Origin of the sequence: Pseudomonas sp. S11P7 (assembly GCF_023195435.1) — a bacterium.
Taxonomy (GTDB): domain Bacteria; phylum Pseudomonadota; class Gammaproteobacteria; order Pseudomonadales; family Pseudomonadaceae; genus Aquipseudomonas; species Aquipseudomonas fluorescens_G.
Genome location: NZ_JALPKS020000002.1, coordinates 5,812,601 through 5,838,044 on the forward strand (window position 1 = coordinate 5,812,601; position 25,444 = coordinate 5,838,044).

Here is a 25,444-nt window from a genome sequence, read left to right on the forward strand (position 1 = left end):
GCGAAAGCGGTGTGTCAGGCAAAAGGTATGTAACTGACCGATCGCATTCGCGAGCAGGCTCGCTCCCACAGAGGTAAATGTCATTCAGGCTGAGGGATGTTGAAACCCTGAGATTGCGGCTCGCGCCGAATCATCCGCTGCATTTTCCATTCAAACGCCAGCGTCAGGCTCACCGCTGCACACGCCAACCCGAGGGCCAGTCCCCACCAGACCCCGGTCGGTCCCCAGTTCAGGTGAAACGCCATCCACCACGCCGCCGGCGCGCCGATCAGCCAGTAGCAAGCAAGCCCGACCAGAAACGTAGTCTTGGCATCCTTGAGCCCACGGATACAGCCCATCGCGATCGTCTGCGTGCCATCGAACAGCTCGAACCAGGCCGCCACGGCCAGCAGGCTCACCGCGAGGCGGATCACCTCGGCAAACGCCGGGTCGTCATGGTCAAGGAACAACCCGACCAGTTCGTTCGGCAATAGCCAGAACACCAAGGCAAAACCGAGCATCACCACTGCACCGAAAGCGATGCCGACGCGACCTGACATGCGCGCATCGAGCAATTGCCCGGCGCCGTAATGCTGACCGACGCGCATGGTAATGGCGTAGGACATGCCGGCCGGCACCATGAACGCCACCGAAACGATCTGCAGCGCAATCTGATGCGCGCCCATCTGCGTACTGCCCATGGTGCCCATGCACAGCGCGGCGAAGGCAAACAAACCGACTTCCACCGCATAGGTGCCGCCGATCGGCAGGCCGAGGCGCCACAGCTCCTTCAGGTATTGCCGGTTGGGCCGCGCCAGCCCGGCACGCAGCGGGTAAGCGTCGTAAGCCGGATGCCGACGAATGTGCCAGGCCAGCGCCAGCGCCATGCAGTTGGCAACAATTGCCGTGACCAGACCGATACCGGTCAGCCCGAGTTGCGGCAGGCCGAACATGCCGGTAATCAAGGCGTAATTGAGCAGGAAGTTGGCCACGGTGCCGGCGAGGCTGATGACCATCACCGGCGTCGCCCGCCCGATGGCGCTGGTGAAACCGCGCAAGGCCATGAAGCTCAGATAACCCGGCAGGGCGAAGGGCAGGGCGATCAGAAATTGCCCGGCGGCGTTAACGTTGGTTTCAGTCTGGCCGAACAGCAACAACACCGGTTTGAGGTTCCACAACAACAGGCCGGCGACCAGCGCCATCAGCCACGCCAGCCATAAACCGGCCTGAGTCAGGCGCGCTGCGCCGATGATGTCGCCGGCACCCTGCCGGATCGCCACCAGCGTGCCGACAGCGGCGATCACGCCGATGCAGAAAATCGATACGAACGAGTAGCTCGCTGCACCCAGACCGCCACCCGCCAAGGCCTCGGGGCTCAGGCGAGCCATCATCAATGTGTCAGTCAGCACCATCAGCATGTGCGCCAACTGCGAAGCGATCAGCGGCCCGGCCAGCCGCAAAATGGCCCAGAGTTCGCTACGCACAGGATGCTGCATGTCATCACCACTCGATTCAGAGGGAACAGGAGAGCGTCGATTCTCGGCGTGTGAGCGTGATTGCACAAAGGGATAAAAAGGATGGGTGGCATGATTAAAACTCATCCTGCGGCAATTCTGCTAAGTTGGCCGCATCCCGCCACCGGAGCTATCTGCATGTCCCGTCGTCTCCCACCGTTGTATGCCCTGCGCGCATTCGAAGCGGCGGCGCGGCATAGTTCGTTCACCCGCGCTGCTGAAGAGTTGTCGATTACCCAGAGTGCAGTGAGTCGACATATCCGCACCCTCGAAGAACACTTTGCCTGTCGGTTGTTTCAGCGCAGCGGGCGCAATCTGCAACTGACCGAAGCCGCGCGGCTTTTATTGCCGGGTATTCGCGAAGGTTTCACCGCGCTGGAGCGCGCCTGCAACACCCTGCGTGCCGAAGACGACATCCTGCGCATGAAAGCGCCATCGACTCTGACCATGCGCTGGCTGCTGGCGCGCCTGAGTCGCTTCCGCCATCTGCAACCAGGCAACGAAGTGCAACTGACCAGTGCGTGGATGGACATCGATTCGGTGGATTTCAATGACGAGCCGTTCGATTGCGCGGTGCTGCTGAGCGACGGCCATTTTCCGCCGGACTGGGAAGCCAGCCTGTTGTTTGCCGAAGAGCTGATCCCGGTCGGCGCGCCCAATCTGCTCAACGACCAGCCGTGGGACGTGGCGCGGCTGGCCAGCACCGAATTGCTTCATCCGACCCCCGACCGTCGCGACTGGCGCAGTTGGCTGGAATGCATGGGGTTGTCGGACCAGGTGTCACTCAAGGGCGGGCAGGTGTTCGATACCCTCGAGCTGGGGATGATTGCTGCGGCGCGCGGTTACGGTGTGTCGATGGGCGATTTGCTGATGGTCGCCGAAGATGTCGCCCAGGGACGCCTGAGCCTGCCGTGGCCGACGGCGGTCGCCAGCGGCCTGAGTTATTACCTGGTGTGGCCGAAAACCCGTCCGGGAGGTGAACGTTTGCGCCGCCTCAGCGATTTCCTGCAAGGCGAAGTCCGCGCCATGGAACTGCCAGCTGTGGCGCGCTTGAGCTGAAACGTTGGAGCGGCGACAATGCAGGCCTTACGCCATACCCACGTTGCGCGCTCAAGTATTCGGATTCACCGCCGACTATGAGCAAGTGGAACCGTCGTGCCGGTTCCACGCTGCACCCCCATTATTAGAATATTTTTCCGGGCATTTACCGCGATCAAGGAGGATTCGGTGGCTCGGCCAGGAGCTGTTCATGTCTCAACCTCGTGCTCGGATCGCCTCGCAGCTGGGCCTCGCCCTCGCCGTGATACTGGCGATTGTCATCAGCGGCAGTACGGTGTTCGCCCTGCGTTCGCTGGACTCTGCCAACCTCGCCACCCGTGAAGAGCATCTGGCCAGTGAGGCGCGGCTGCTGGCCGACCAACTGAGCACGTTCCACGGCACGCTGCGCGAAAGCACCCTGCGCCTGAGCGGCTTGTTCGAGAAGCGCTTTGGCAGCGGCTTGAGCGTGCACCCTGACCAGCCCGTAACCGTGGCCGGCGTGCAGACCCCGGGCCTGCATCTGGGCAACGAAGTGCTGAACAACAACTTCAAGGAAGTCGACGAGTTCAAGCAGATGACCGCCGGTGTGGCCACGGTGTTCGTGCGCAGCGGCGAAGACTTCATTCGCGTCAGCACCAACGTCAGCAAGCAGGACGGCACCCGCGCCATCGGCACCGTGCTCGATCATGCCAACCCGGCTTACGCGAAGTTGATGGCGGGGCAGAGTTACGTCGGCCGCTCGCTGCTGTTCGAGCGCTATTACATGTCGCAGTACACGCCGGTGCGCGATGGCAGCGGCAAGATCATTGCTGTGCTGTACGTCGGCTTCGATTACACCGATGCGCAGAACGCCCAGTTCGCCAATCTCAAGCGTTTCCGCATCGGCCAGACCGGCTCGCTGGCCCTGCTCGACGAGCAGAACAAATGGCTGGTGCCGATCGCCGGTGTAGAGTCGCTGGACCAGGCAGTGCCAGCCATCAACGCACTGGTGAAAACCCCGGGCAAAGGCGAATTCTGGAGCGACCAAGGCGAAGATTTCTACAGCATTGCCGTGCCGTTCGAAGGTGGCCCGTGGTCGGTGGTGGCGAGCATGCCGAAAGCCGAGATTCGCGCCGTGACCTGGAGCGTCGGCACGCAACTGGCGATTGGTAGCCTGCTGGCGATGTTGCTGGCGGTCGGTTCGGTGGTCTGGCTGCTGCGCAGCAAACTGGCGCCGTTGAGTGACCTGGTGCGTCAGGCTGAAGCCTTGGGCGCAGGTGATCTGAGCGTGCGTCTGAACGTGTCGAGCAACGATGAAATCGGTCAGTTGTCCCGTGCGTTCAACCAGATGAGCCAGGCCTTGTCGACCATGGTCGAGCACATCCGCCGCTCTTCCGAAGAGGTCAACAGCCGAGCGCAGGCGCTCTCCGGTTTGTCCGGAGGGGCTTATGACGGCATGGAGCAGCAGTCCGGCGAGATCACCAGCATGGCCGGCGCGGTGGAAGAGTTCAGCGCGACCTCGCTGAACATCGCCGACAACATGAGCGCCACCCAGCGTCTGGCCCAGGAGAACGCTCAGCAGACGCAGATCGGCCGCAGCTCGATGGAAGAAGCCTCGTCCTCGCTGGAACAAATCGCAGGCGCTCTCAACAGCACCGCCACCGTCATCAATACCCTCGGTCAGCGTTCCCAGGAAATCGGCGGCATCGTCGGTGTCATTACCTCGATCGCCGAGCAGACCAACCTGCTGGCACTCAACGCGGCGATCGAAGCGGCGCGTGCCGGTGAGCAAGGTCGCGGCTTTGCCGTAGTCGCCGACGAAGTGCGCAGCCTGGCCTCGCGCACCCGTCAGGCCACCGATGAAATTTCCAGCATGATCCACAGCATCCAGCAGGAAACCGGCAACGCGATCAGCACCATGGAGCAGGGAAATGTGCTGATGCAGGAAGGCCTGTCGCGCAACGCCAATGTCGCCTCGGCGCTGGCGCGTATCGATGAGCAGAGCCGTTCGGCCGGCCAGCAGTTTGCCGCGATCACTACGGCGACGCAGGAGCAGAGCAGCACCGCGACATTGTTGAGCAGTAACTTGCAGAGCATTGCTTTGGCTAACAGTGAACAACGCGAAGTGGTTTCCAATCTGGCGGTAACCGCCAAAGAGCTTGAGAAACTGGCGGCGGACTTGCGTTCCGAGGTTGATCGCTTTCGTTGATGCGCGTTTGAAATAGCTTTCGCGAGCAGGCTCGCTTCCACAGTGTTCGGTGTGATTCACAGATTTTGTGAAAACCCGGATCCCCTGTGGGAACGAGCCTGCTCGCGATTGCGTCAATGAAGATCTTCGGCAGAACATGCGATCTGTCGATCTAATACACTTGCTGAAACGTTTCCGCAGCGCTATAAAAATGGCACAACTCCAATAAAGGCTGCTGCCATGACCCCGCTCAAACTCGCCGTCGCACTCGGCGCACTCTCTGCTGCTTCCCACGCCATGGCTTGGGATTACGTCCTGCTCGATAGCAACAAGCCCGCGCAAAACTGGACCATCACCAGTGCGCAACTGGGCGTGAAAACCGACAAGCCCTTTTCTGTCAGCCTGCGCACCCTGCACGGCGGCCGGCAGGAAGGCGTGAGCATCGTCGATATTGATAACGGCACCATGAAACTTTCCGTAGTGCCGACCCGTGGCATGAACGTCTTGCAGGCATCCGTCGGCGACGTGCGCATGGGCTGGGATTCGCCGGTCAAGGAGGTGGTCAACCCAGCCTTCATCGAACTCAACGGACGCGGTGGTCTGGGCTGGCTGGAAGGTTTCAACGAACTGGTGACCCGCTGTGGTTATGAATGGGTTGGCCATCCGGGCATGGACAATGGTGAACTTTTGACTCTGCACGGTCGCGCCGCCAACATCCCGGCCAGTACCGTCACCCTGCACATCGACGAAAAACCGCCCTATGCCATCAGCCTGCGTGGCGAGTTGAAGGAGCAGGCGTTCAAGAAAGTCGACTTCTCCGTGGCCACCGAACTGGTCACGGTCCCAGGCAGCGCCGCCTTCAGTCTCAACGATACGCTGACCAACAATGGCGATTATCCGAAGGAATATCAGGCGCTGTATCACAGCAATTTCAGCACGCCATTTCTTGAGCAAGGCGCCCGATTTGCCGCGCCGGTCAAACAGGTCTCGCCGTTCAACGACAAGGCCAAGGGCGATCTGCCCGACTGGCAGACCTATCGCGAGCCGACCAAGGACTACGACGAAACTGTCTACAACGTCGTGCCCTACGCCGATGCCAAGGGACAAACGCTGACTGTGCTGCATAACAAGGCCGGTAGTCTTGGCGTCTCGGTCGGCTTCAATACCGCGCAGCTGCCGGTGTTCTCCCTGTGGAAAAATACCGATACCCAAGGGCAGGGCTATGTCACTGGCCTGGAACCGGGGACGAGTTTTTCCTACAACCGCCGCTATCAGCGTCCGCTGAAACTGGTGCCGACCATTGCCCCGAAAGCCAGCCAGCAGTTCCAGATCAGTTACAGCCTGCTCGCGGACAAGGGCGCTGTGGATAACGCCCTGAAGCGTGTCAATGAAATCCAGGCGGGGCGTGAAACCGAAGTTCGGCAAACGCCGCTGGTTGATCTGACCGCACACTAAGGTGTCGCCGGCCGATATTGCAGCGCCTCGGCCAAGTGCTCACGGTTGATGGCGTCGGCTTGCTCGAGGTCCGCCAGCGTACGGGCGACCTTGAGCAAGCGATGGGCCGAGCGTAGCGACAGGGTCAGGCGTTCGCAGGCGGTTTCCAGCCAGGTTTCATCGGCTGTGGATAACTTGCAATGGCGTTTCAGTCCCGGCAAATCGAGAAAGGCATTGGCGCAGCCCTGCCTTTTTGCTGTCGTTCACGGGCCTCGGCAACCAACGCGGCAGCGCTGGCACTGTCTTCGCCCGGCTTGACCTGCGGGTTCAGAGCCGTCGCTTCGCGCGCCACGGTCAGGTGCAAATCGATCCGGTCCAGCAGCGGCCCCGACAGTTTGTTGCGATAGCGCTGGACCATGTCCGGTGTGCACGAGCACTTGCCGCTCGGCTCGCCAAGATATCCACAGGGACAGGGATTCATCGCCGCCACCAACTGAAACCGCGCGGGAAACCGCACGCGATCCTTGGCTCGGGCAATCACGATGTGCCCGGACTCTAACGGCTCGCGCAAAACCTCGAGTACCTTGCGATCAAACTCCGGCAGTTCGTCGAGAAACAACACGCCGTGATGGGCGAGAGTGATTTCTCCGGGTTGCGGTTTCGAGCTGCCACCGACCAGTGCCGGCCCGGATGCCGAATGGTGCGGCTGGCGAAAGGGGCGCTGCGGCCAATGGGTCAGCGGCGCACCGCTGGCGACCGACTGGATCGCCGCGACCTCCAGCGCTTCACTCTCGGCCAGCGGCGGCAAAAGCCCCGGCAGACGACTTGCCAACAATGTTTTACCGGTACCCGGAGGCCCGCTGAACAGCAGGTTATGCGCCCCGGCCGCAGCAATCAGCAACGCACGTTTGGCTGCCATCTGACCCTGCACTTCATTCAAGTCGGGATAAGGCTTGCTGGCATGCATCAAGCCGTCAGAGATATAAGGCTCAACCGGCGTATGCCCGTTGAAATGCGCCACCGCTTCCAGCAAGTGATCGACCGCAAACACCTTAAGTCCCGAAGCCAGACACGCCTCTTCCGCATTCGCTCGCGGCACCACTAACGCGCGCCCAGCCTTGCGCGCCGCCAGAGCTGCCGGCAGGACGCCACGCACCGGCCGTACCGCGCCAGACAACGCCAGTTCGCCCAGACACTCCACCTCATCCAGCGTCAGGCACGGCACCTGCACACTCGCCGAGAGAATCCCCAAGGCAATCGCCAGATCGAATCGCCCGCCATCCTTGGGCAGATCCGCCGGGGCCAGATTCAAAGTGATCCGCCGCGCCGGAAACTGCAGCCCGGAATTAATGATCGCGCTGCGCACCCGGTCCTTGCTCTCCTTCACCGCCGCCTCGGGCAGCCCGACCATGGTCAGCGATGGCAAACCGTTAGCCAGATGGACTTCGACGGTGACAGCGGGGGCTTCCACGCCAATCTGGGCGCGGCTGTGGACGATGGAGAGGGACATGGTCGTTCCTTGAGCTGAATCGGGGGCCGCTTCCTGCGGGTTTTTGAAGGGTAGTTGAGCCGGGTCTCGGTGGTCGAATAGAGGTTTACAAGACGTATCAAAACCCGATGGGCTGTCACTGCTTGCGTAAATTGGAGCGTTGACTCTGCACCGGCATTGACGGATCATTCCGCTTGAGGGCTGCAACTGCGCATTCGTCGGGACTGGGCACCAGCAAAAGCTCCCCCGCATTTTCGGCAGCAGAGAAGCTGGTTTCGCTGAAGTAGTGACGATGGGCTAGCCTGTCGGATTCTGAACCCAAGGCCGTAAAGCCTGGAGCTAAAGAATCGCTGCGACTACTCCTCAAAAATATTGAAAAGGCGTCCATCGGACGCCTTTTTTATTTTTGATTTAATGGTACTCGTGATATTTGCCCCACCAACGTGCCATGTGCGCGTTTTTGCGGATACCGAGTCACCACGAAGTAACCAAATCCTGTGGCGCGCTCGTGTCGCGGTTCAAGAATCAGTGTTCCCATAGATGTCCTCAGTACCGCGACCCTGTTTCCACATCGCTGTTCTTTGAACTCACAATAGATTTGTGCTCCCGGAACGATCATTTTCGCAACAAGCGCTGCTACCCCATCGGCAGTCTGGCAACCATGCTTGAGCAAATCGGCACTATGGGCTTCCCAAATGTGCACTACGCCAATCGATAGCAGGCTAGCTCCCACAGTAGATTGCGGTCTTATTCCGCTGGCGGCGTCAGCTTCGCTTCCATCTCGGCAACCTTCGCTTCAAGGCTCTCAAGCCGTGCACGCGTTCGGGCCAACACCACCATTTGACTATCAAATTCTTCACGGCTGACCAGGTCGAGTTTGCTGAAGGCGCTTTGTAGCAGCATCTTGAACTGGCTTTCGATTTCGGCTTTCGGCAGCGGGGTGTCGCCGCTGAACAGGCGGGAGGCGGTGCCGCTCAGGGCGTCGAGGAAGTCTTTGGGCGCGAGCATGGTGGAGGTCCTGGAAACAATGGCCGGCAGTGTATCACGCAGTGTCTATAGTCAATCCCGTGGTCGGGGATGCACGCTTTTCGCGCAGGCGGACGGACGGCCGCGCACCGTTGTTGTGCGTATCGGTGCGGCGCTTTGCGCAATAGCGCCTGTGGTAGCGGCCAAAGGATTGAAATCAGGGGATTTTGGCGAGATGGCAAGGTTTCTGCTTAGTCACCCTCGACCCATGCACTGATGCAGTCGCTGTGACGAATGCAGTGCGGCAGACGGAGCGGGGAGTTTCGTCTGGATGCGGTTAGCTGGCGTCAGTCGGGCAGGCAAGGCCGACGATGCGTTACAAAGCCAGGCACTGCGCTTAGACTTGAGTCGGGTTTGTTTTCCTGGGGCAAGTCCACCAATTCGGGAGAGAGTTTCATGAAGCTAGTCACTGCCATCATCAAGCCGTTCAAGTTGGACGACGTGCGCGAGTCGCTGTCCGAAATCGGCGTGCAGGGCATTACCGTTACTGAAGTCAAAGGCTTCGGCCGGCAGAAGGGTCACACCGAGCTGTATCGCGGCGCGGAATATGTGGTCGATTTTCTGCCCAAGGTGAAAATCGACGTGGCCATCGACGACAAGGATCTGGACCGGGTTATCGAAGCGATAACCAAGGCCGCCAACACCGGCAAGATCGGTGACGGCAAGATCTTCGTGGTCAATCTGGAACAGGCGATCCGCATCCGTACCGGCGAAACCGATACCGACGCGATCTAACGCCGCCACAAACCCAACGCCCCAGGAGAAAACAATATGACTCTGCGTAAATTCGCAGGGCTAGGAGCCCTGTTGTCCATCGTAATGCCCGGCCTTGCAATGGCGGCAGACGAAGTGGCGGCCCCAGTCCTCAATTCCGGCGACACTGCCTGGATGCTCACCTCGACGGCCCTCGTGCTGTTCATGACCATTCCTGGCCTGGCGCTGTTCTACGGCGGCATGGTCCGCTCGAAAAACATTCTTTCCGTGATGATGCAGTGCTTCGCCATTACCGGTCTGATCAGCATCCTGTGGGTCATTTATGGCTACAGCATTGCCTTCGACACCACCGGCATGGAGCAGGGCGTCGTCAATTTCAATTCGTTCTTCGGTGGCATGGGCAAGGCGTTCCTCGCCGGTGTCACGCCTTCGAGCATCACTGGCCCGGCGGCGCTGTTTCCTGAAGCAGTGTTCATCACCTTCCAGATGACCTTCGCGATCATCACCCCGGCGCTGATCGTCGGTGCGTTCGCCGAGCGCATGAAGTTCTCCGCGATGCTGATCTTCATGGGCGTCTGGTTCACCCTCGTTTATGCGCCGATCGCGCACATGGTCTGGTCCGGCAACGGCGGCCTGATGTGGGACTGGGGCGTACTCGACTTCGCCGGCGGCACCGTGGTGCACATCAACGCCGGTATCGCCGGTCTGGTGGCGTGCCTGGTACTGGGCAAGCGCAAAGGCTTCCCGACCACCCCGATGGCTCCGCACAACCTCGGTTACACGCTGATGGGCGCGGCCATGCTGTGGGTCGGCTGGTTCGGCTTCAACGCCGGCTCCGCTGCGGCCGCCAACGGCACTGCCGGTATGGCAATGCTGGTTACTCAGATCGCCACCGCCGCTGCGGCACTGGGCTGGATGTTTGCCGAATGGGTCACCCATGGTAAGCCAAGCGCACTGGGCATCGCCTCGGGTGTGGTTGCCGGCCTGGTCGCGATCACGCCGGCCGCTGGCACCGTAGGCCCGATGGGCGCACTGGTGATCGGTCTGGCGGCAGGCGTGGTGTGCTTCTTCTGCGCCACCACCCTGAAACGCAAACTCGGTTATGACGACTCCCTGGATGCGTTCGGCGTGCACGGTATCGGCGGTATCCTCGGCGCGATCCTCACCGGTGTGTTTGCAGCGCCTGCACTGGGCGGCTTCGGCACCGTGACCGACATCGGCGCACAGGTCTGGATTCAGATCAAAGGCGTCGGCTTCACGGTGATCTACACCGCGATCGTCACCTTCATCATCCTCAAGGTCCTGGATGCGGTGATGGGGCTGCGCGTGACCGAGGAAGAAGAATCGGTCGGCCTCGATCTGGCACAACACAACGAACGCGGCTACAACCTGTAAGTACGCGCAGCAAAAAAATTGCCCGGCTCGCCGGGCATTTTTTTGTCCGTGATTTGTCACTGTGGGAGCAGCTGAAAGGATTTTTCGTACGGCTTTGGTCGTGTTTACCCGTGGCGTTTTTACCCGGCGAATGGCTTACATCATTGCGGGAATATTAGGGTCTTTGTTTTTTCCCAGAGCGCGCTAGAATGCGCCCCGAACGTGCGGAGAACTGTATGCGGCAACAGACTCTGATAACCCTGCGGGCACGGCCCCGGGGCTTTCATCTGGTGACGGATGAGCTGATCGAAAACCTGCCTGAACTCAGGCAGTGTCGGATCGGTCTGTTGCATTTGTGGCTGCAGCATACCTCGGCGTCGTTGACCATCAACGAGAACGCCGATCCGGCGGTACGTCGCGACTTCGAACGATTTTTCAATCGTCTGATCCCACAAGGAACAGACGGCTATGAGCATAACGACGAAGGCCTGGACGACCTCCCGGCGCACTTCAAGGCCAGCGTGCTTGGCTGCCAGATCAGCCTGCCGGTATCGGCAGGTCGCCTGGCACTGGGAACCTGGCAAGGCGTTTATCTGGGCGAGCACCGTGATCATGGCGGTGCCCGTAAAGTCCTCGCCACCTTGCACGGTGAAGGGGCATGAACCGTTGGTCATCAATGGTTACCGATTTTTTTCCGGCGACTTTCGACAGTCGCCAAAGCTGGTCTATAACTAATCTGCTTTTCGCAAGTCATGAGGTAGAACATGAGCGACGATGATCTGGAAAACGACGACCTCGAAGTAGGCGACGAAGACGAGGCCGAGGAAGGTCTGGAAGCAGCAGCGGAAGACGTTGCTGAAGACGATGGCGGTGACGGTACGCCGGCCCCGGCTGCCAAAGGCAAAGCCAAGGCTGCGGTGTCGTTGGATGAGTTGCCGAGTATCGAAGCCAAGAACAAGGAGCGCGACGCCCTGGCCAAGGCCATGGAAGAGTTCCTTGCGCGCGGTGGCAAGGTGCAGGAAGTGGAGGCCAACGTGGTCGCCGATCCGCCCAAGAAGCCGGACAACAAGTACGGCAGCCGCCCTATCTGAGGCGTGTCGCTCGCTTGCTGAAAAAGCCCGCCGTCGCTGCGGGCTTTTTCATGTCTGAGATAAAAGTGTGAGGGCGACGCAGATCCTGTGGAAGCTGGCTTGCCAGCGATGGCTGCCTGTCAGGCGACATGGGTTGAATGTGCCGGCCTCATCGCTGGCAAGCCAGCTCCCACAGGGAGTGATGTAAATTCGGATTCAGTGCAAGGAGTTCCAGCGTGCGAGTACGGCTGGCAGCTCGCTCAGGCTGCGAATCTCGGCATCCGGCGCGCGCTCTGCTTCCCAGGCCTTGCCCGCCGGGTTAAACCAGATCGCCCGCAACCCGGCCTGCTGCGCGCCGGCAATGTCATCGCCCGGGTGATCGCCGATATGCACGGCGGTTTCGGCGGTCGCACCACCGCGCTGCAGCGCTTCATGAAACAGCCGCGCATCCGGTTTGGCGATGCCGATGTCTTCGGCGCACAGGGCAAACTTGAAGAAGTCTGCCAGCCCCAGCCGGCGTACATCAGCATTGCCGTTAGTGACCACGCCCAGCGCGTAGTGATTGGCGAGGATCTCCAGCACCGGTTGGACCTCGGGGAACACCTCGATCTGGTGCCGCGCGTGCAGGAACACTTCAAACGCCCTGTCCGCCAGCTCCGAGGCCTCGACGTGGGCGTAGCCGGATTCTTCCAGCGCATGGAACAGCACGCGCCGGCGCAAGGCGCTGATGCGATGTTTCAGTCCGGGCTCGTTGCTCAGCACGCGTTCGCGAATCGACCACAGATGCTCGACCGGCACCGCGCCCAGATTCGCTGCGTGCTCGGCAAGCCATTCGCGCAGGACGGTTTCGGCGCTGGCGATCACTGGCGCGGTATCCCACAAGGTGTCGTCGAGGTCGAAGGTGATCAACTGAATGCTCATGAATCATCGCCTTTCATGCGTTTGGCCCGGGGGTGGGCACTGTCGTAGACCGCGGCCAGGTGCTGGAAGTCCAGGTGGGTGTAGATCTGCGTGGTCTTGATGTCGGAGTGGCCGAGCAGTTCCTGCACGGCGCGCAGGTCCTGCGAGGATTCCAGCAAGTGGCTGGCGAAAGAATGCCGCAACATGTGCGGGTGCAGGTTCTGCCCCAGTTCGCGCTCGCCAGCCAGTTTGACGCGTACCTGAATCGCTCGCGGGCCGAGGCGCCGGCCTTGCTGGCTGACGAACACGGCATCGTCCGCCGGGTTGGTCAGCGCTCGCAGCGGCAGCCACTGTTCGATGGCTTCGCGGGCCTTTTTACCCACCGGCAACAGGCGGGTTTTACTGCCCTTGCCGAGCACCTGAACCATGCCGTCGGCCAGATCGAGTTGATCGAGATTGAGCCCGGTCAGCTCGGAAAGGCGCAGGCCCGAGGAATAAAACAGTTCGAGAATCGCCTGATCACGGCGTGCCAGAAAATCATCCTCAACGGCACCTTCGAGCAGTTGCAGCGCGCGGTCGGTATCCAGGGTTTTTGGCAGGCGACGTTCGCCTTTCGGCGGCGCCAGACCTGTGGCCGGGTCGTGATCACACAGGCCTTCACGGTTGAGGTAGTGGTAGAGCCCGCGTACGGCCGAAAGCAGGCGGGCGAGGCTGCGCGAGGACTGGCCTTGCGCATGCAGGCGAGCGATCAGGCTGCGCAGGCGCTGGATATCCAGCGCGGCCCAGCTGCCGATGTTCTGCTTGATGCACCAGCCGAGGACTTTATCGAGGTCGCGGCGGTAGGCCGACAGCGTGTGCGGCGACACCTGGCGCTCACTGCGCAGGTGTTCGCAGTAAGCGTCCAGTTGCCGTTCCATGTTCAGCGTACCGAGCGCAGGGAGCTGTTGACCCGTGGCAGCACACGGCCCATGACTTCGGCGATGTAACTGAGAAACAGCGTGCCGACCGAGCTTTTGTAATGCTGCGGATCACGGCTGGCGATCGCCAGAATGCCGTGGATGCCTTGATGGCTGACCGCGACCACGGCGGTCGAGCCGATCTGCTTGCGCTGTTCTTCGCCGAAGAGGAAATCGAGTTCGTGCTCGCGCAGACTGCCGCTGACACTTTTACCCTCTGTGAGCAGGCCGCCAATGGCGACCTGGGCGTCAGCGTGCGTGACCCAGCGACCGACCGGTGCCGGGTTGTCGCCGAGCAGGATCAGGCTGACAAACGGCACCTGGAAATCCTGGCGCAGACTGTCTTCGACACTGATCACCACGTCTTCCAGACTTGAAGCGTCCATCAGGGCGAGGATCAGGCGGCGGGTCTTGTCGAACAGGCGATCGTTATCGCGGGCAACATCCATTAGCTGCGAAAGGCGGTGACGCATCTCGATGTTGCGATCGCGCAGGATGGTCATCTGCCGTTCGACCAGCGACACGGTGTCACCGCGACGGTGCGGGATGCGCATGGCCGGCAGCAGTTCTTCGTGCTCGACGAAGAAGTCCGGATGAGCCTCGAGGTAGGCGGCGACTGCTGCCGCTTCCAGATTCGCGGACGCGGATTCGTCGGACTGTCGGGCGGGTACCTGAGGCTTATCGGTCATGGTTTCTGCTCACTCAAAGACGCACTTGTCCTTCATATACACGCATTGCCGGACCGGTCATCAGCACCGGTTGGCCGGGGCCGGCCCACTCGATGGACAGACGCCCGCCGGGCAGGTCGATCAACAGCGGCGAATCCATCCACCCCTGGCTGATGGCCGCGACAGCCGCCGCGCATGCGCCGGTACCGCAGGCCTGGGTTTCCCCGGCGCCGCGTTCCCATACGCGCAATTGCGCACGGTGGCGGTCGATGACCTGAAGGAAACCGACATTGACCCGCGCCGGAAAGCGCGGATGGTGTTCGATTTTCGGCCCCAGCTCATGCACCGGTGCACTGTTGATGTCCTGCACGCGCAGTACCGCGTGCGGGTTGCCCATCGACACGGCCGCCAGTTCGACGGTGGTGCCGTCGACTTCCAGCTGATAGCTGCTGGCCTGCGCTGGCGCCTCGAACGGAATGTCTGCCGGCACCAGGCGTGGCGCGCCCATGTTGACGCCGATCTGCCCGTCGTTACGCACGTCCAGTTCGATGATGCCACCCTTGGTCTCGACGCGGATCTGCCGTTTCGCAGTCAGACGCTTGTCGAGCACGAACCGGGCGAAGCAGCGCGCACCGTTGCCGCACTGCTCGACCTCGGAACCGTCGGAGTTGAAGATCCGGTAACGGAAATCCACGTCCGGGTTGCTCGGGGCTTCGACGATCAGCAACTGGTCGAAGCCGATGCCGGTATGACGGTCGCCCCATTGCTTGGCGTGTTTGGGCTGAATGTGCGCGTGCTGGCTGACCAGGTCGAGAACCATGAAGTCATTGCCCAGGCCGTGCATTTTGGTAAAACGCAGCAGCATGGGTTACTCCGGCAGCAGGCTTTCGCCGGCAAACAGCTCGGCCACGGTTTCGCGGCGGCGCACTTCAAAAACCTGATCACCGTCTACCAGCACCTCGGCGGCGCGGCCGCGGGTGTTGTAGTTGGAGCTCATGACGAAACCGTAGGCACCGGCCGAGTGAACGGCCAGCAAGTCGCCTTCGGCCAGCGCCAGCTCACGGTCCTTGGCGAGGAAGTCGCCGGTTTCGCAGATCGGGCCAACGATGTCATAGGTGCGGGCGGCGGTCTCGCGCGGTTTGACCGCGGTGACGTCCATCCATGCCTGATACAGCGCCGGGCGGATCAGGTCGTTCATCGCCGCATCGACGATGGCGAAATCCTTGTGTTCGGTGTGCTTGAGGTACTCGACCTGCGTCAGCAGTACGCCGGCGTTGGCAACGATGAAACGGCCTGGCTCGAACACCAGCGCCAGATCGCGGCCTTCGAGGCGTTCGCGGACGGCTTTGACGTAATCGGCGGCCAACGGTGGCTCTTCATCGCGATAACGCACACCCAGGCCGCCACCGAGATCGATGTGGCGCAGGTGAATGCCGCAATCGCCGAGGCGGTCGACCAGATCCAGCAGGCGATCGAGAGCATCGAGGAACGGCGGCAGCGTGGTCAGTTGCGAACCGATGTGGCAGTCGACGCCGACCACTTCCAGGTTCGGCAGATGCGCGGCGCGCACGTACACGTCTTCGGCGTCGGCAATGGCGATGCCGAACTTGTTCTCTTTGAGACCGGTGGAAATGTACGGGTGGGTGCCGGCGTCCACGTCCGGGTTGACGCGCAGCGACACCGGGGCGCGCACGCCCAGCTCGGCGGCGACCACTTGCAGGCGCTCGAGCTCATCGGTGGATTCGACGTTGAAGCAATGCACGCCGACTTCGAGGGCGCGACGCATGTCGTCACGGGTCTTGCCGACGCCGGAGAAAACGATCTTGTCGGCACTGCCGCCAGCGGCCAGCACACGCTCCAGTTCACCGCGCGAAACGATGTCGAAACCGGCGCCCAGACGCGCCAGGACATTCAATACGCCGAGGTTGGAGTTGGCCTTGACCGCAAAGCAGACCAGGTGCGGCATGCCGGCCAGCGCATCGGCGTAGGCCAGATACTGGGCTTCGATGTGCGCGCGCGAGTATACGTAGGTCGGGGTGCCGAAGCGGTCGGCGATGGCCGACAGCGCCACACCTTCCGCGAACAGCTCACCGCCGCGGTAGTTAAAAGCGTCCATGGCGATCCCTTAGTAAACGTCGTGCTTGTGTGCTTTGGACGGCTGCTTTTGCGACGATTGGGCTTGTTCGGCCGGGTCCTGATTGTCATCGGGCAGGTACAGCGGGCCTTTTTGACCGCAGGCCGAAACGAGGCAGGCAACCGCGACGAGCGCAGCAAGGGAAGAGATCAGGCGCTTCATGGCGAAATCCTTGAAAATGCGTTAATTGCGCCGGAGTATACCGGCCACCCGGCAGCTTGCCTATGTAATGGCCCTCCCGTCTGGCGGGGTACCCAAGTCAGCCGCAGCGTCCCTGTGGGAGCGAGCCTGCTCGCGAAGGGGCCGGTAGATTCGACACCTTCAGCGCCTGACACCGCGCTTTCGCGAGCAGGTTCGCTCGCACAGGGAGGCGCTGCAGGCGCTTGGTCGTTATCCTTTGCAATCGGCCGGCAGCGTCCGTATCTTTCGGCGCTTGAGCCTGATCAGACAATTTTTGAGGTTGCCGCAATGAGTTTGTCCGAAGCCCGTTTCCACGATCTGGTCGATGAGACCCAGGAAAAACTGGAAGACATCTTTGATGAAAGCGATCTGGACATCGACCTGGAAAGCTCGGCCGGTGTGCTGACCGTCAAGTTCGAAAACGGCAGCCAATTGATCTTCAGCCGCCAGGAGCCGCTGCGTCAGCTGTGGCTGGCGGCGGTGTCCGGTGGCTTCCACTTCGACTATGACGAAGAAAGCGAGCGCTGGATGTGCGACAAGAGCGAAGAGCAGTTGGGCGAAATGCTCGAGCGCATCGTCAAGCAGCAGGCTGGTGTTGAATTCGATTTCGAAGGTCTGTGATTCGTGACTGATGCAGCGCCTGTTCGCCCGCCAAAACCGCTCTACAGCAACGTCAGCCCGGCGGTGCCTTCGCCGTGCACGGGCGTATGTCGGCTGGACGAACATAAAGTCTGTCTCGGCTGCGCGCGCCACGTCGAAGACATTCGCGAATGGCGCTCGGCGGATGACCAGCGGCGCCGGGTGATCGTCGCCCAAGCGTCACAGCGCAAGCAATCCAGTGGGACGTGACTTGTATATTTTTTGAGCTGTGATAGTGTCCGCGAACGCCTCAAACCACCGAGGCCTGGTAAAAACCCCGTCTTTTTTGGCGGGGTTTTGCTTTTTTTGTGCAGAAGAAAGGAGTCTGCCCGGATCATGACCGCACCTTCCATCACCCTTACCCGTCTGGACGTGCAACGTCTGGAGCGCTTGATCGACAGCCTGAGCGAGAAAGACCAGGCTGCGCCGGGCGTGATCGCGCTGCAAACCGAGCTGGATCGCGCCGACAACGTGGTCGGCCACGATGAAGTGCCGGCGGACGTCGTGACCATGAATTCCCGTGTGCATTGCCGCGAAGAAGGCAGTGGCAAGGATTACCACCTGACGCTGGTCTATCCCAAGGATGCCAACGCTCTTGAGGGCAAGATCTCCATTCTCGCCCCGGTCGGCAGTGCGCTGCTGGGCCTGAAGGTCGGGCAGCACATCGACTGGCCGGCACCGGGTGGCAAAACCCTCAAACTGACCCTGCTGGAAGTCGAGTCGCAGCCGGCCAACGGTGGCGATTTTCCCGTGTAAGCCCCGCGTCAGACCTGTTCAAGCGCCTCGTTCAGAGCGCGCTCCAGGTCAGCCTTGTAACGCAGATACAGATTGCTCGAACTCTGCCCGTCACCGAGCAGGCCCGAGAGGTCGAGGTCGGTGATGTAGCAACGGTAGCGCTCGGCTTCGCGGCGCTGCTCGACGATCTCGCGGGCGACCACGCTGAACAGCTGGTCGCCATGCTCCAGCTCGCTGAATTCCCGCTGATTGCAATACAAGGTGACCTGCACTTCGCCCGGTGCGGCTTTGCCGACGATCGCTTGCACGTCATAGAACGGCTTGTTGACCGGCGTCTGCGGGGCGGACCGCGTTTCGACCCGGCGCGCGCGTCCCGGACCTGAAGGCAACAACTGGTAATACAGAATTTCCAGGCGACTCTCGGGGCCCGCTTCCATGGGCAGTATGGCTTCGCGGCGGAACAGGATCGACTGGAGGAAACGCTGCAACGGTACCAGCAGGCTCTGCTCGTCGTGGTACGGCAGATGCTGCTGCCACAGCGCATTGAACTCATCGAGCACGTACAGCTCGGCGGTGTGTTCGGTAATGCGGTAGAACACCTGAATGCATTCCGGCTGGCCCATCGGCAGGATCAGCGCGAGGTCGTGCTCCTCAAGCGCCATCGGGTCCAGGTGCAACGGGCTGTAGCGCGGCTGTTCTTCGCCAAGGTAGTCGAGCAGCGCTGGCAATGTGGCGAGGGCGACATGGTTGACCTGGCCCGGCACCAGTTCCAGCACGTGATAGTGCTGCTGCACCTGAATCAAGTAACGATGGTTCAGCTCGCTGAGCAGCAGGGTCTGTGCGGTGTCGACGATTTCTTCGACGCGACGGGCAATGAATTGCGCGCGGTTGTGGCAGAAGCAGCGCACTTTCAGCGACGGCTGTAACGGCCCACGCGGCAGGTTGTTGAGGTAATCGCGCAGGCAGTCGAGCAGGGCGTGCGGCCCGTCGAAGCGGTTGACCAGCACTTCGTTCCAGCTGTTGAGCGTGACCTGATCCAGCGTCAGCACCAGATTTTCGCGCACGCCGGCATAGCTCAGCGAGTCGGTGCGCTCGGTGGTCATCAGGATATTCAGATCGCGGTGATGTTTGAGCGGATCAATCCCGACGTTGACCAGCAGCAGCACTTCGCTCGGCACGGCGGCGCGCAGCAGCGCTTCCTCGGCCACGGTGGGCAAGGGCAGGGCGATGCACTGTTGCAGGCTACCGAGCAGGTTGAACAACTCGAACTCGCTCAGGTCGCTGTTGCCCGGATGCAGGGCCAGCCGCGTGCTGCTGTCGATCACGCCGTTGCGGTGGCACCAGGTCAGCAGTTCGAGCAGTTCGCGGCTGCGCTTGATCGGCGCGAAGTGTTCCCACTCCAGCGCGGTCAGGCTGCCGTTGTACAGGCCCCACTGGGTTTGCCCCGGCTCCTTTTTATTGCGCGACTGCACCAGGGTCAGGGTGTCTTCGGCCAGATCCGGGGCGATGCCGGGGTTGATGAACTCGACCTTGTCGGCCTTGCGCTCGAACGCTGCATACAGGCGACGACCGAGAACGTTCAGATCACGCTTGTTGATCAGGCTGACGGTCTGCTCGGTGCGGGCGAACTGGGTGAGGAAGCGATAGCTGTAATTCAACTCGTTGACCAGCGCGCGGCGTTCGGCGCTGACCTGGCGGACTTTCCACTGGCTGCGGCTGTCGAGCAGAGTCAGTTGCCGTTGATCCCAATGCCACTCGTTGGCCAGTCGTTCGAGCAGTGAGCGTTGCCAGCTCTGGGTGCGGCTGTTGCCGGTGAGCTTGCGGTTGACCTTGAGGTACAGCGCGCGGCGCACCAGCTCGAGGCGTTCCGGCTCATTGCGGGCATTCAGGTATTCCTCGATGCGCCGGTACACGACCATGTACGGGTCCAGCTCATCCAGGTCCAGTTGATTGGCGAACACGGCTTTCTTGAAACGCAGGCTTAGGCACTGCACGTGCGGGTGTTCGCTGGCATAAACCTCGGTCAGCAGCAGCTTGAGCACCGATTTGTACGGCGACTCGATGCCCTTGAACAATTGCCACAACCCGGCGCCGATGAACTCGCCCGGCGGGATGGTCGCCATGGGCCCGAGATCGAGGGTTTCGTCGGCGCGAATGAAACGCTTCGACAGCAGCGTGTGGGTGTAAGCGTCGTAGGCGCTTTCTTCATACACCGGCACCAGCCACCAGATCGGCGTGCGCCCGGCCAGCCAGATGGCCGTGCGATAAAACTCGTCCAGCAACAAATAGTGCTGTGTGCTGCCGCAGTTTTCCGAACTGAGCTGCGAGTCGCGTTCGCCTTTGACGAAGCGCACCGGATCGATCAGAAAGAAGTGCGCCTCCGCGCCCTGACTTGCTGCCCAGGCTTCGAGCAACTGGCATTTTCTCTGCAGCTCGGCGAGCTCGCTCTCGCTCAGATCCGGCGCGTGGCACACCCACACGTCCATATCGCTCTGGTCGGCCTGGGCCAACGTGCCGAGGCTGCCCATCAGGAACAGGCCGTGGATCGGTCGCGGCGGGTTGCTGCCATGGCGCGGCTTGTACGAGAACGAGCGGGTCAGGCGCTGGGCTTCGGCGAGGGTGTCGGTGTCGGGCTCGTAATTCGACAGGCCGGCCGGCGTGCTGCCCGAGACATAGCTGGGCAACAGCGGATGATTGACGTGGAAGAACAGCGGCAGCAGCGTCAGCACGCTCTGTTGCCGGGTCGATAGACCTTCGAGGGCGCGGCCGAGGCGGCCTTCATTGAGTTTGAGAAAACGCGCGCGCAGCTGGCTGAGCGTCTTGCGGTCAATGCCCTCGTCCAGGTCGGGGCGGATTTCGTGGGTGCGCGTCATGTCAGCTCAAACCGGCTCGCAGGCTCGGACGTAGAGGTCTCGGAATGGGAGGCAGTTTAGCCGTAGCGCAGCGGGAGTTTCAGCTGAATTTGTTTTTTGACGTCAGGTTTCTACCGTTCGCGGAACGGCAGGCCCGCGGAAATCCCGTGGCAGGAGTTTCCGTGGGCGAAGTCAGGGAATCAGGCGGTTTCCTGCTCTTTCAAAATGGTCAGCACGGTTTGCACGTTTTGCGCGGCATCGCGACCGAGGCTGGTCAGATAGCCGCCATCGGGCTGGTCGGTGAGGTCTTTATCAAACAGGCGCTGGGCAGCGGCGATGTGTTTCGGGGCAGCGGTCTGATGAATTTTCAGACCTTCCTGGGAACTGTCCAGGGGAAAGAGTGCGAGGACTTCCAGTTCGGCAACCAACTCAGGGGTAAGCGACATAAGGACTCCAGACTTTCTAGGAATTGGACGACAGCGCCCCTAAGGTGAACCCGCGAGTGCGGCCTGTCCAGTGCTCAGATCAAGGGATTTTGTCTTGAGACGGATTCCAGTGTAGTCGGGGCTCGGCCACCGGCAGGATAGATGGGTGACAAATTGTGTGGGAGCGAGCCTGCTCGCGAAAGCGGAGTGTCATTCAGCGTTGTTTCGCTGGTGTACCGCTTTCGCGAGCAGGCTCGCTCCCACAGGATACGGTGCTGTTACTGCTTTTCTGGTGGCAGCTCAGGCAATTTACGCAGCGCCGCTTCGTACCATTCGGTATCGAACGCGCGGTCTTCATCCAGCATCGCGTCAATCTCGCAAGCCAGCACATGCGCCATCAGTTCGAGGATCTCTTCGCGCTCGACACCCACCAACGTTAGCTTGTTGAACGTCGCTTTAGCCGCCGGCGGGTTGCCGCTCTCGATCTGGTTTTCGATGGCTTCGATCAGCGTTGCCTCGGTGAATGCTTCTTCGTCGTCATCGTTGACGATATCTGTCGGCTCGCTCATGGCAGGCTCCTCATGGAAAGGCGCCAGTTTACCCGCATTCAGTGGAGTGATGCTGCTGGCGGGAATCACCGTGGCGATCTATAAACAGGCACTGCCCACCCCGCACGGCCTGGAGGCTCTGTGATGTTCAAGCTCTACGGTTTCTCTGTCAGCAATTACTACAACATGGTCAAACTGGCGCTGCTGGAAAAAGGCCTGCCTTTCGAAGAAGTGACGTTTTATCCGACGCAAACCGCAGAATCGCTGGCCATCAGCCCGCGCGGCAAGGTGCCGGTGCTCGGCGTCGACGCCGGTTACATCAACGAAACCGCGATCATCCTCGAATATCTCGAGCAGACTCAGAAAGGCACGCCACTGTTGCCGAGCGACCCGTTCGAACGCGCGCAGGTACTGGCGATCGCCAAGGAAATCGAGCTGTACATCGAGCTGCCGGGTCGCGCCTGTTACGGCGAGGCCTTTTTCGGCATGACCCTGCCAGACGCGATCAAGGAAAAGACCCGCACTGAACTGCAGCTCGGTTTTGCCGCGCTGGGCCGGCACGGCAAGTTCGCCCCGTATGTGGCGGGCGACAGCCTGAGCATCGCGGATCTGTATTTCCTCTACAGCGTGCCGCTGGCGTGTGCGGTCGGGCAGAAGCTGTTCGGGATCGATTGGCTGGCAGACATGCCACAGGCGAAGGCGCTGCTGGAGCGGCTTGAGCAGAATCCGCATGTGCAGAGGATTGCCGCAGACAAGGATGCGGCGATGCCGGCGTTTTTGGCGATGATTGCTGCCAAGAAGTGAGGTTTGTAGTGAGTTGAAAGCAGCTATCGCGAGCAGGCTCACTCCTACAGGGGAGCGCATTCCAATGTAGAGTGAGCCTGCTCGCGATGCTTTTAACTTTTAGCGGCTGGCGATCAATGCCTGACCGCGGGCCACCGCAGCTTTGACCTGCGCCGGTGCCGTTCCGCCGATATGGTCACGCGCATTCACCGAGCCTTCCAGCGTCAGCACGGCAAACACGTCCTGCTCGATCTGGTCGCTGAACTGGCGCAACTCTTCCAGGCTCATCTCGGCCAGATCCTTGCCGGTATCGACACCATATTTCACCGCGTGGCCAACGATTTCGTGGCAGTCGCGGAACGGCAGGCCACGGCGTACCAGGTAGTCGGCCAGATCGGTCGCGGTGGAGAAGCCGCGCAGTGCAGCTTCACGCATGATCGCGTGCTTGGGCTTGATCGCCGGGATCATGTCGGCAAACGCGCGCAGCGAATCACGCAGAGTGTCGGCGGCGTCGAACAGCGGTTCCTTGTCTTCCTGGTTGTCCTTGTTGTAGGCCAGCGGCTGGCCTTTCATCAGGGTCAGCAGGCCCATCAGCGCGCCGAACACACGGCCGGTCTTGCCACGCACCAGTTCCGGTACGTCGGGGTTTTTCTTTTGCGGCATGATCGAACTGCCGGTGCAGAAACGGTCGGGCAGATCGATGAACTGGAACTGCGCGCTGGTCCACAGCACCAGCTCTTCGGAGAAGCGCGACAGGTGCATCATCGCGATGCTCGCGGCCGAGCAGAATTCGATGGCGAAATCGCGATCGGAGACGTTGTCCAGCGAGTTGCCACCAACAGCGTCGAAGCCCAGCAGTTGCGCGGTGTATTGGCGATCGATCGGGTACGTGGTGCCGGCCAGCGCGGCGCTGCCCAGCGGCATGCGGTTGGTGCGCTTGCGGCAGTCGACCAGACGCTCGTAATCGCGGCTGAGCATTTCGAACCAGGCCAGCATGTGGTGACCGAAAGTGACCGGCTGTGCGGTCTGCAAGTGGGTGAAGCCCGGCATGATGCTGGCGGCCTCACGCTCGGCTTGCTCGAGCAGGCCATTTTGCAGGCGAGTGATTTCGGCAAGGATCAGATCGATTTCGTCACGCAGCCACAGGCGGATATCGGTGGCGACCTGGTCGTTGCGGCTGCGCCCGGTGTGGAGCTTCTTGCCGGTCACGCCGATGCGATCGGTCAGGCGCGCTTCGATGTTCATGTGCACGTCTTCGAGGTCGACGCGCCAGTCGAACTGGCCGGCCTCGATTTCGCCCTGAATGGTGTTCAGGCCGTCGATGATGCTGTCGCGCTCGGCATCGGTCAGCACGCCGACCTTGGCCAGCATGGTGGCGTGGGCGATCGAGCCCATGATGTCGTGGCGATACAGGCGCTGGTCGAAAGTGACGGAGGCGGTGAAGCGGGCGACGAAGGCGTCGACGGGTTCACTGAAGCGGCCGCCCCAGGACTGATTGGTCTTGTCAGTGCTCGTGAATTCGCTCGTATCGGCTTGAAGAAAGAAGGCGTGAAACGCTGGCGCGGATAATAACAGGGTTGCCAATCCTGTCGCTGACACCGGTCGATACGTTTTTTTCGGCGCATGTCGGCCTTGGCCGGTGCTGCCCGCCGGGAATTTGCGCAAGGATATTTTTCGATTGAGCAATATCGCTCCGACGAACGTCTACAGTTGGACGTAGGGGTCGGCGTGGCTTTGTCTCGCGCAAAGGGCAGGGCGCCGACTATAAGAAGAGGGGGTGGGTGGATTGTCCTTCGGCAAACCCCGTGAAAAACGCAAGAAACAGCGGGCTTCGAGCAGTACGACCCGGACACTGGCAAATATTGCTGGCCGACGTACGGCACTTTTTGGCGCTCGGGCTAGTCTTAGCGTGGATCGCGGTGACGGACGTCACTTCACCTGTCTAGCTATCCTTGTGCGAGACTCACGCAGGAATCCAGCGCAATATGAATGTCCTGATCGTTGATGACGAACCACTGGCTCGCGAGCGCCTCAGCCGAATGGTGAGCGAGCTTGAGGGTTATACAGTTCTGGAGCCCAGCGCCACCAATGGCGAGGAGGCGTTGGCACTGATCGACAGCCACAAGCCGGATATCGTCTTGCTCGATATCCGCATGCCGGGCCTCGATGGCCTGCAGGTCGCTGCCCGACTGTGCGAACGCGAAACGCCGCCGGCCGTGGTGTTTTGCACCAGCCCCGATGAATTTGCCGTGGAAGCCCTGCAGGCCTGTGCCGTGGGCTATGTGGTGAAACCCGTGCGAACTGAACATCTTCATGAAGCCCTGAAGCGGGCTGAGCGTCCCAACCGGGCACAACTCTCGTCGCTGACCCGTCCCGCTGCCGAAAGCGGCAACGGTCCACGCAGCCACATCAGCGCCCGTACTCGCAAAGGCATCGAGCTGATCCCGCTGGATCAGGTGGTGTACTTCATTGCCGATCACAAGTACGTGACCTTGCGCCACGAGGCCGGTGAGGTGTTGCTGGACGAGCCGCTCAAGGCGCTGGAAGACGAGTTCGGCGAGCGCTTCGTGCGGATCCACCGCAACGCGCTGGTCGCCCGCGACCGCATCGAGCGTTTGCAACGTACGCCACTGGGGCATTTCCAGCTGTTTCTCAAAGGCCTCAATGGCGATGCGTTGATCGTCAGCCGCCGTCATGTCGCCGGCGTACGCAAAATGATGCAGGGGCTTTGACCCGGTCACTCCGGGCGGCTTCAACTCTTTGATACCAGGCATCACAGGCCAGGGAGGCCACGTCGTTTCTGATTCAGGTCAAAGTGG

The 25,444-nt window shown here is 61.1% G+C and carries 25 protein-coding genes and 1 pseudogene; 13 read left to right on the plus strand and 13 right to left on the minus strand.

Translation table 11 applies throughout. The annotated features are described in order from the left end of the window. Positions 1–80: 80 nt before the first annotated feature. Complete coding sequence (locus M0746_RS26550) at positions 81–1,475, minus strand: NorM family multidrug efflux MATE transporter (RefSeq protein WP_258451178.1); 1,395 nt, start codon at positions 1,473–1,475, stop codon at positions 81–83. A gap of 156 nt (positions 1,476–1,631) precedes the next feature. Between M0746_RS26550 and M0746_RS26555 the strand changes: the two genes are divergently transcribed. From M0746_RS26555 to M0746_RS26565, 3 genes are all read left to right on the plus strand, one after another. Beyond that, complete coding sequence (locus M0746_RS26555) at positions 1,632–2,552, plus strand: LysR substrate-binding domain-containing protein (protein ID WP_258451179.1); 921 nt, start codon at positions 1,632–1,634, stop codon at positions 2,550–2,552. A gap of 190 nt (positions 2,553–2,742) precedes the next feature. Further along, a complete protein-coding gene (locus tag M0746_RS26560; RefSeq protein ID WP_258451180.1) occupies positions 2,743–4,719 on the plus strand; it encodes a methyl-accepting chemotaxis protein in 1,977 nt (658 codons plus the stop codon). A gap of 219 nt (positions 4,720–4,938) precedes the next feature. Then, the gene (locus M0746_RS26565; protein ID WP_258451181.1) at positions 4,939–6,153 is read left to right on the plus strand and encodes an aldose 1-epimerase family protein; all 1,215 of its coding nucleotides are present in this window, start codon (positions 4,939–4,941) and stop codon (positions 6,151–6,153) included. Here M0746_RS26565 and M0746_RS26570 read toward each other — a convergent pair. Both M0746_RS26570 and M0746_RS26575 read right to left on the minus strand, forming a co-directional pair. Then, positions 6,150–7,642, minus strand: a pseudogene (locus M0746_RS26570) (YifB family Mg chelatase-like AAA ATPase). The gene M0746_RS26565 and the pseudogene M0746_RS26570 sit on opposite strands and share 4 nt — an antisense overlap. 726 nt (positions 7,643–8,368) lie before the next feature. Continuing rightward, positions 8,369–8,629, minus strand: coding sequence for an accessory factor UbiK family protein (locus M0746_RS26575; protein WP_007920416.1), 261 nt, complete (start codon positions 8,627–8,629; stop codon positions 8,369–8,371). 414 nt (positions 8,630–9,043) lie between these two features. Here M0746_RS26575 and glnK point away from each other — a divergent pair, with 414 nt between their 5' ends. The 4 genes from glnK (at position 9,044) to sutA (ending at position 11,826) form a co-directional block, all read left to right on the plus strand. Further along, on the plus strand, positions 9,044–9,382 hold the full coding sequence (glnK, locus tag M0746_RS26580) for a P-II family nitrogen regulator (RefSeq protein ID WP_002555808.1): 339 nt from the start codon (positions 9,044–9,046) through the stop codon (positions 9,380–9,382). 36 nt (positions 9,383–9,418) lie between these two features. Next, complete coding sequence (locus M0746_RS26585) at positions 9,419–10,756, plus strand: ammonium transporter (RefSeq protein WP_258451182.1); 1,338 nt, start codon at positions 9,419–9,421, stop codon at positions 10,754–10,756. Positions 10,757–10,971: 215 nt separating this feature from the next. Further along, complete coding sequence (locus M0746_RS26590; protein WP_258451183.1) at positions 10,972–11,397, plus strand: secondary thiamine-phosphate synthase enzyme YjbQ; 426 nt, start codon at positions 10,972–10,974, stop codon at positions 11,395–11,397. Positions 11,398–11,499: 102 nt separating this feature from the next. Next, on the plus strand, positions 11,500–11,826 hold the full coding sequence (sutA, locus tag M0746_RS26595; protein WP_258451184.1) for a transcriptional regulator SutA: 327 nt from the start codon (positions 11,500–11,502) through the stop codon (positions 11,824–11,826). Positions 11,827–12,021: 195 nt separating this feature from the next. Here sutA and M0746_RS26600 read toward each other — a convergent pair whose 3' ends face one another. Genes M0746_RS26600 through lptM form a run of 6 tightly spaced genes read right to left on the minus strand, consistent with a single transcriptional unit; the run spans position 12,022 to position 16,625 of the window. Then, complete coding sequence (locus tag M0746_RS26600; RefSeq protein ID WP_258451185.1) at positions 12,022–12,726, minus strand: HAD family hydrolase; 705 nt, start codon at positions 12,724–12,726, stop codon at positions 12,022–12,024. Next, entirely contained in the window at positions 12,723–13,622 is a 900-nt protein-coding gene (gene xerC, locus M0746_RS26605; RefSeq protein WP_208939281.1) for a tyrosine recombinase XerC, read from the minus strand. Before xerC ends, M0746_RS26600 begins: the two co-directional genes overlap by 4 nt. A gap of 2 nt (positions 13,623–13,624) precedes the next feature. After that, positions 13,625–14,350 (minus strand): DUF484 family protein, encoded by a 726-nt coding sequence (locus tag M0746_RS26610; protein ID WP_090287450.1) that lies wholly within the window; start codon positions 14,348–14,350, stop codon positions 13,625–13,627. 13 nt (positions 14,351–14,363) lie between these two features. After that, positions 14,364–15,194: a diaminopimelate epimerase gene (gene dapF, locus M0746_RS26615; protein ID WP_258451186.1), complete on the minus strand. Its 831-nt coding sequence runs from the start codon at positions 15,192–15,194 to the stop codon at positions 14,364–14,366. 3 nt (positions 15,195–15,197) lie between these two features. Further along, entirely contained in the window at positions 15,198–16,445 is a 1,248-nt protein-coding gene (gene lysA, locus M0746_RS26620; protein ID WP_093097067.1) for a diaminopimelate decarboxylase, read from the minus strand. Positions 16,446–16,454: 9 nt separating this feature from the next. Continuing rightward, entirely contained in the window at positions 16,455–16,625 is a 171-nt protein-coding gene (gene lptM, locus M0746_RS26625) for an LPS translocon maturation chaperone LptM (RefSeq protein WP_090287444.1), read from the minus strand. A 306-nt stretch (positions 16,626–16,931) separates the two neighbouring features. Between lptM and cyaY the strand changes: the two genes are divergently transcribed. The 3 genes from cyaY (at position 16,932) to rnk (ending at position 18,038) form a co-directional block, all read left to right on the plus strand. Then, positions 16,932–17,264, plus strand: coding sequence for an iron donor protein CyaY (gene cyaY, locus M0746_RS26630; RefSeq protein WP_047596732.1), 333 nt, complete (start codon positions 16,932–16,934; stop codon positions 17,262–17,264). Positions 17,265–17,267: 3 nt separating this feature from the next. Then, positions 17,268–17,492, plus strand: a complete 225-nt coding sequence (locus M0746_RS26635) for a DUF1289 domain-containing protein (RefSeq protein ID WP_208939283.1) — start codon at positions 17,268–17,270, stop codon at positions 17,490–17,492. A gap of 126 nt (positions 17,493–17,618) precedes the next feature. Continuing rightward, entirely contained in the window at positions 17,619–18,038 is a 420-nt protein-coding gene (gene rnk / locus M0746_RS26640; RefSeq protein WP_258451187.1) for a nucleoside diphosphate kinase regulator, read from the plus strand. 8 nt (positions 18,039–18,046) lie between these two features. Here the strand turns inward: rnk and M0746_RS26645 are convergent, their stop codons facing one another. The 3 genes from M0746_RS26645 to M0746_RS26655 form a co-directional block, all read right to left on the minus strand. Beyond that, positions 18,047–20,890 (minus strand): class I adenylate cyclase, encoded by a 2,844-nt coding sequence (locus M0746_RS26645; protein ID WP_258451188.1) that lies wholly within the window; start codon positions 20,888–20,890, stop codon positions 18,047–18,049. A gap of 179 nt (positions 20,891–21,069) precedes the next feature. Continuing rightward, a complete protein-coding gene (locus tag M0746_RS26650; protein WP_186549670.1) occupies positions 21,070–21,315 on the minus strand; it encodes a TIGR02647 family protein in 246 nt (81 codons plus the stop codon). Positions 21,316–21,572: 257 nt separating this feature from the next. After that, complete coding sequence (locus M0746_RS26655) at positions 21,573–21,863, minus strand: hypothetical protein (RefSeq protein WP_258451189.1); 291 nt, start codon at positions 21,861–21,863, stop codon at positions 21,573–21,575. Here M0746_RS26655 and M0746_RS26660 point away from each other — a divergent pair. After that, on the plus strand, positions 21,862–21,987 hold the full coding sequence (locus tag M0746_RS26660) for a hypothetical protein (RefSeq protein WP_258451190.1): 126 nt from the start codon (positions 21,862–21,864) through the stop codon (positions 21,985–21,987). The genes M0746_RS26655 and M0746_RS26660 overlap by 2 nt on opposite strands. After that, positions 21,987–22,646, plus strand: a complete 660-nt coding sequence (locus M0746_RS26665) for a glutathione S-transferase family protein (RefSeq protein WP_258451191.1) — start codon at positions 21,987–21,989, stop codon at positions 22,644–22,646. Before M0746_RS26660 ends, M0746_RS26665 begins: the two co-directional genes overlap by 1 nt. Positions 22,647–22,745: 99 nt before the next feature. Here M0746_RS26665 and argH read toward each other — a convergent pair whose 3' ends face one another. Then, positions 22,746–24,209: an argininosuccinate lyase gene (argH, locus tag M0746_RS26670; protein WP_258451192.1), complete on the minus strand. Its 1,464-nt coding sequence runs from the start codon at positions 24,207–24,209 to the stop codon at positions 22,746–22,748. A 401-nt stretch (positions 24,210–24,610) separates the two neighbouring features. Here argH and M0746_RS26675 point away from each other — a divergent pair, with 401 nt between their 5' ends. Continuing rightward, the gene (locus M0746_RS26675) at positions 24,611–25,357 is read left to right on the plus strand and encodes a LytR/AlgR family response regulator transcription factor (protein WP_258451193.1); all 747 of its coding nucleotides are present in this window, start codon (positions 24,611–24,613) and stop codon (positions 25,355–25,357) included. Positions 25,358–25,444: the final 87 nt, after the last annotated feature.

Coding starts and splice junctions, on each gene's coding strand:
- M0746_RS26550 (WP_258451178.1), bottom strand. CDS start 1,475: ATGCAGCATCCTGTGCGTAGCGAACTCTGGGCCATTTTGCGGCTGGCC.
- M0746_RS26555 (WP_258451179.1), top strand. CDS start 1,632: ATGTCCCGTCGTCTCCCACCGTTGTATGCCCTGCGCGCATTCGAAGCG.
- M0746_RS26560 (WP_258451180.1), top strand. CDS start 2,743: ATGTCTCAACCTCGTGCTCGGATCGCCTCGCAGCTGGGCCTCGCCCTC.
- M0746_RS26565 (WP_258451181.1), top strand. CDS start 4,939: ATGACCCCGCTCAAACTCGCCGTCGCACTCGGCGCACTCTCTGCTGCT.
- M0746_RS26575 (WP_007920416.1), bottom strand. CDS start 8,629: ATGCTCGCGCCCAAAGACTTCCTCGACGCCCTGAGCGGCACCGCCTCC.
- glnK (WP_002555808.1), top strand. CDS start 9,044: ATGAAGCTAGTCACTGCCATCATCAAGCCGTTCAAGTTGGACGACGTG.
- M0746_RS26585 (WP_258451182.1), top strand. CDS start 9,419: ATGACTCTGCGTAAATTCGCAGGGCTAGGAGCCCTGTTGTCCATCGTA.
- M0746_RS26590 (WP_258451183.1), top strand. CDS start 10,972: ATGCGGCAACAGACTCTGATAACCCTGCGGGCACGGCCCCGGGGCTTT.
- sutA (WP_258451184.1), top strand. CDS start 11,500: ATGAGCGACGATGATCTGGAAAACGACGACCTCGAAGTAGGCGACGAA.
- M0746_RS26600 (WP_258451185.1), bottom strand. CDS start 12,726: ATGAGCATTCAGTTGATCACCTTCGACCTCGACGACACCTTGTGGGAT.
- xerC (WP_208939281.1), bottom strand. CDS start 13,622: ATGGAACGGCAACTGGACGCTTACTGCGAACACCTGCGCAGTGAGCGC.
- M0746_RS26610 (WP_090287450.1), bottom strand. CDS start 14,350: ATGACCGATAAGCCTCAGGTACCCGCCCGACAGTCCGACGAATCCGCG.
- dapF (WP_258451186.1), bottom strand. CDS start 15,194: ATGCTGCTGCGTTTTACCAAAATGCACGGCCTGGGCAATGACTTCATG.
- lysA (WP_093097067.1), bottom strand. CDS start 16,445: ATGGACGCTTTTAACTACCGCGGCGGTGAGCTGTTCGCGGAAGGTGTG.
- lptM (WP_090287444.1), bottom strand. CDS start 16,625: ATGAAGCGCCTGATCTCTTCCCTTGCTGCGCTCGTCGCGGTTGCCTGC.
- cyaY (WP_047596732.1), top strand. CDS start 16,932: ATGAGTTTGTCCGAAGCCCGTTTCCACGATCTGGTCGATGAGACCCAG.
- rnk (WP_258451187.1), top strand. CDS start 17,619: ATGACCGCACCTTCCATCACCCTTACCCGTCTGGACGTGCAACGTCTG.
- M0746_RS26645 (WP_258451188.1), bottom strand. CDS start 20,890: ATGACGCGCACCCACGAAATCCGCCCCGACCTGGACGAGGGCATTGAC.
- M0746_RS26650 (WP_186549670.1), bottom strand. CDS start 21,315: ATGTCGCTTACCCCTGAGTTGGTTGCCGAACTGGAAGTCCTCGCACTC.
- M0746_RS26660 (WP_258451190.1), top strand. CDS start 21,862: ATGGCAGGCTCCTCATGGAAAGGCGCCAGTTTACCCGCATTCAGTGGA.
- M0746_RS26655 (WP_258451189.1), bottom strand. CDS start 21,863: ATGAGCGAGCCGACAGATATCGTCAACGATGACGACGAAGAAGCATTC.
- M0746_RS26665 (WP_258451191.1), top strand. CDS start 21,987: ATGTTCAAGCTCTACGGTTTCTCTGTCAGCAATTACTACAACATGGTC.
- M0746_RS26675 (WP_258451193.1), top strand. CDS start 24,611: ATGAATGTCCTGATCGTTGATGACGAACCACTGGCTCGCGAGCGCCTC.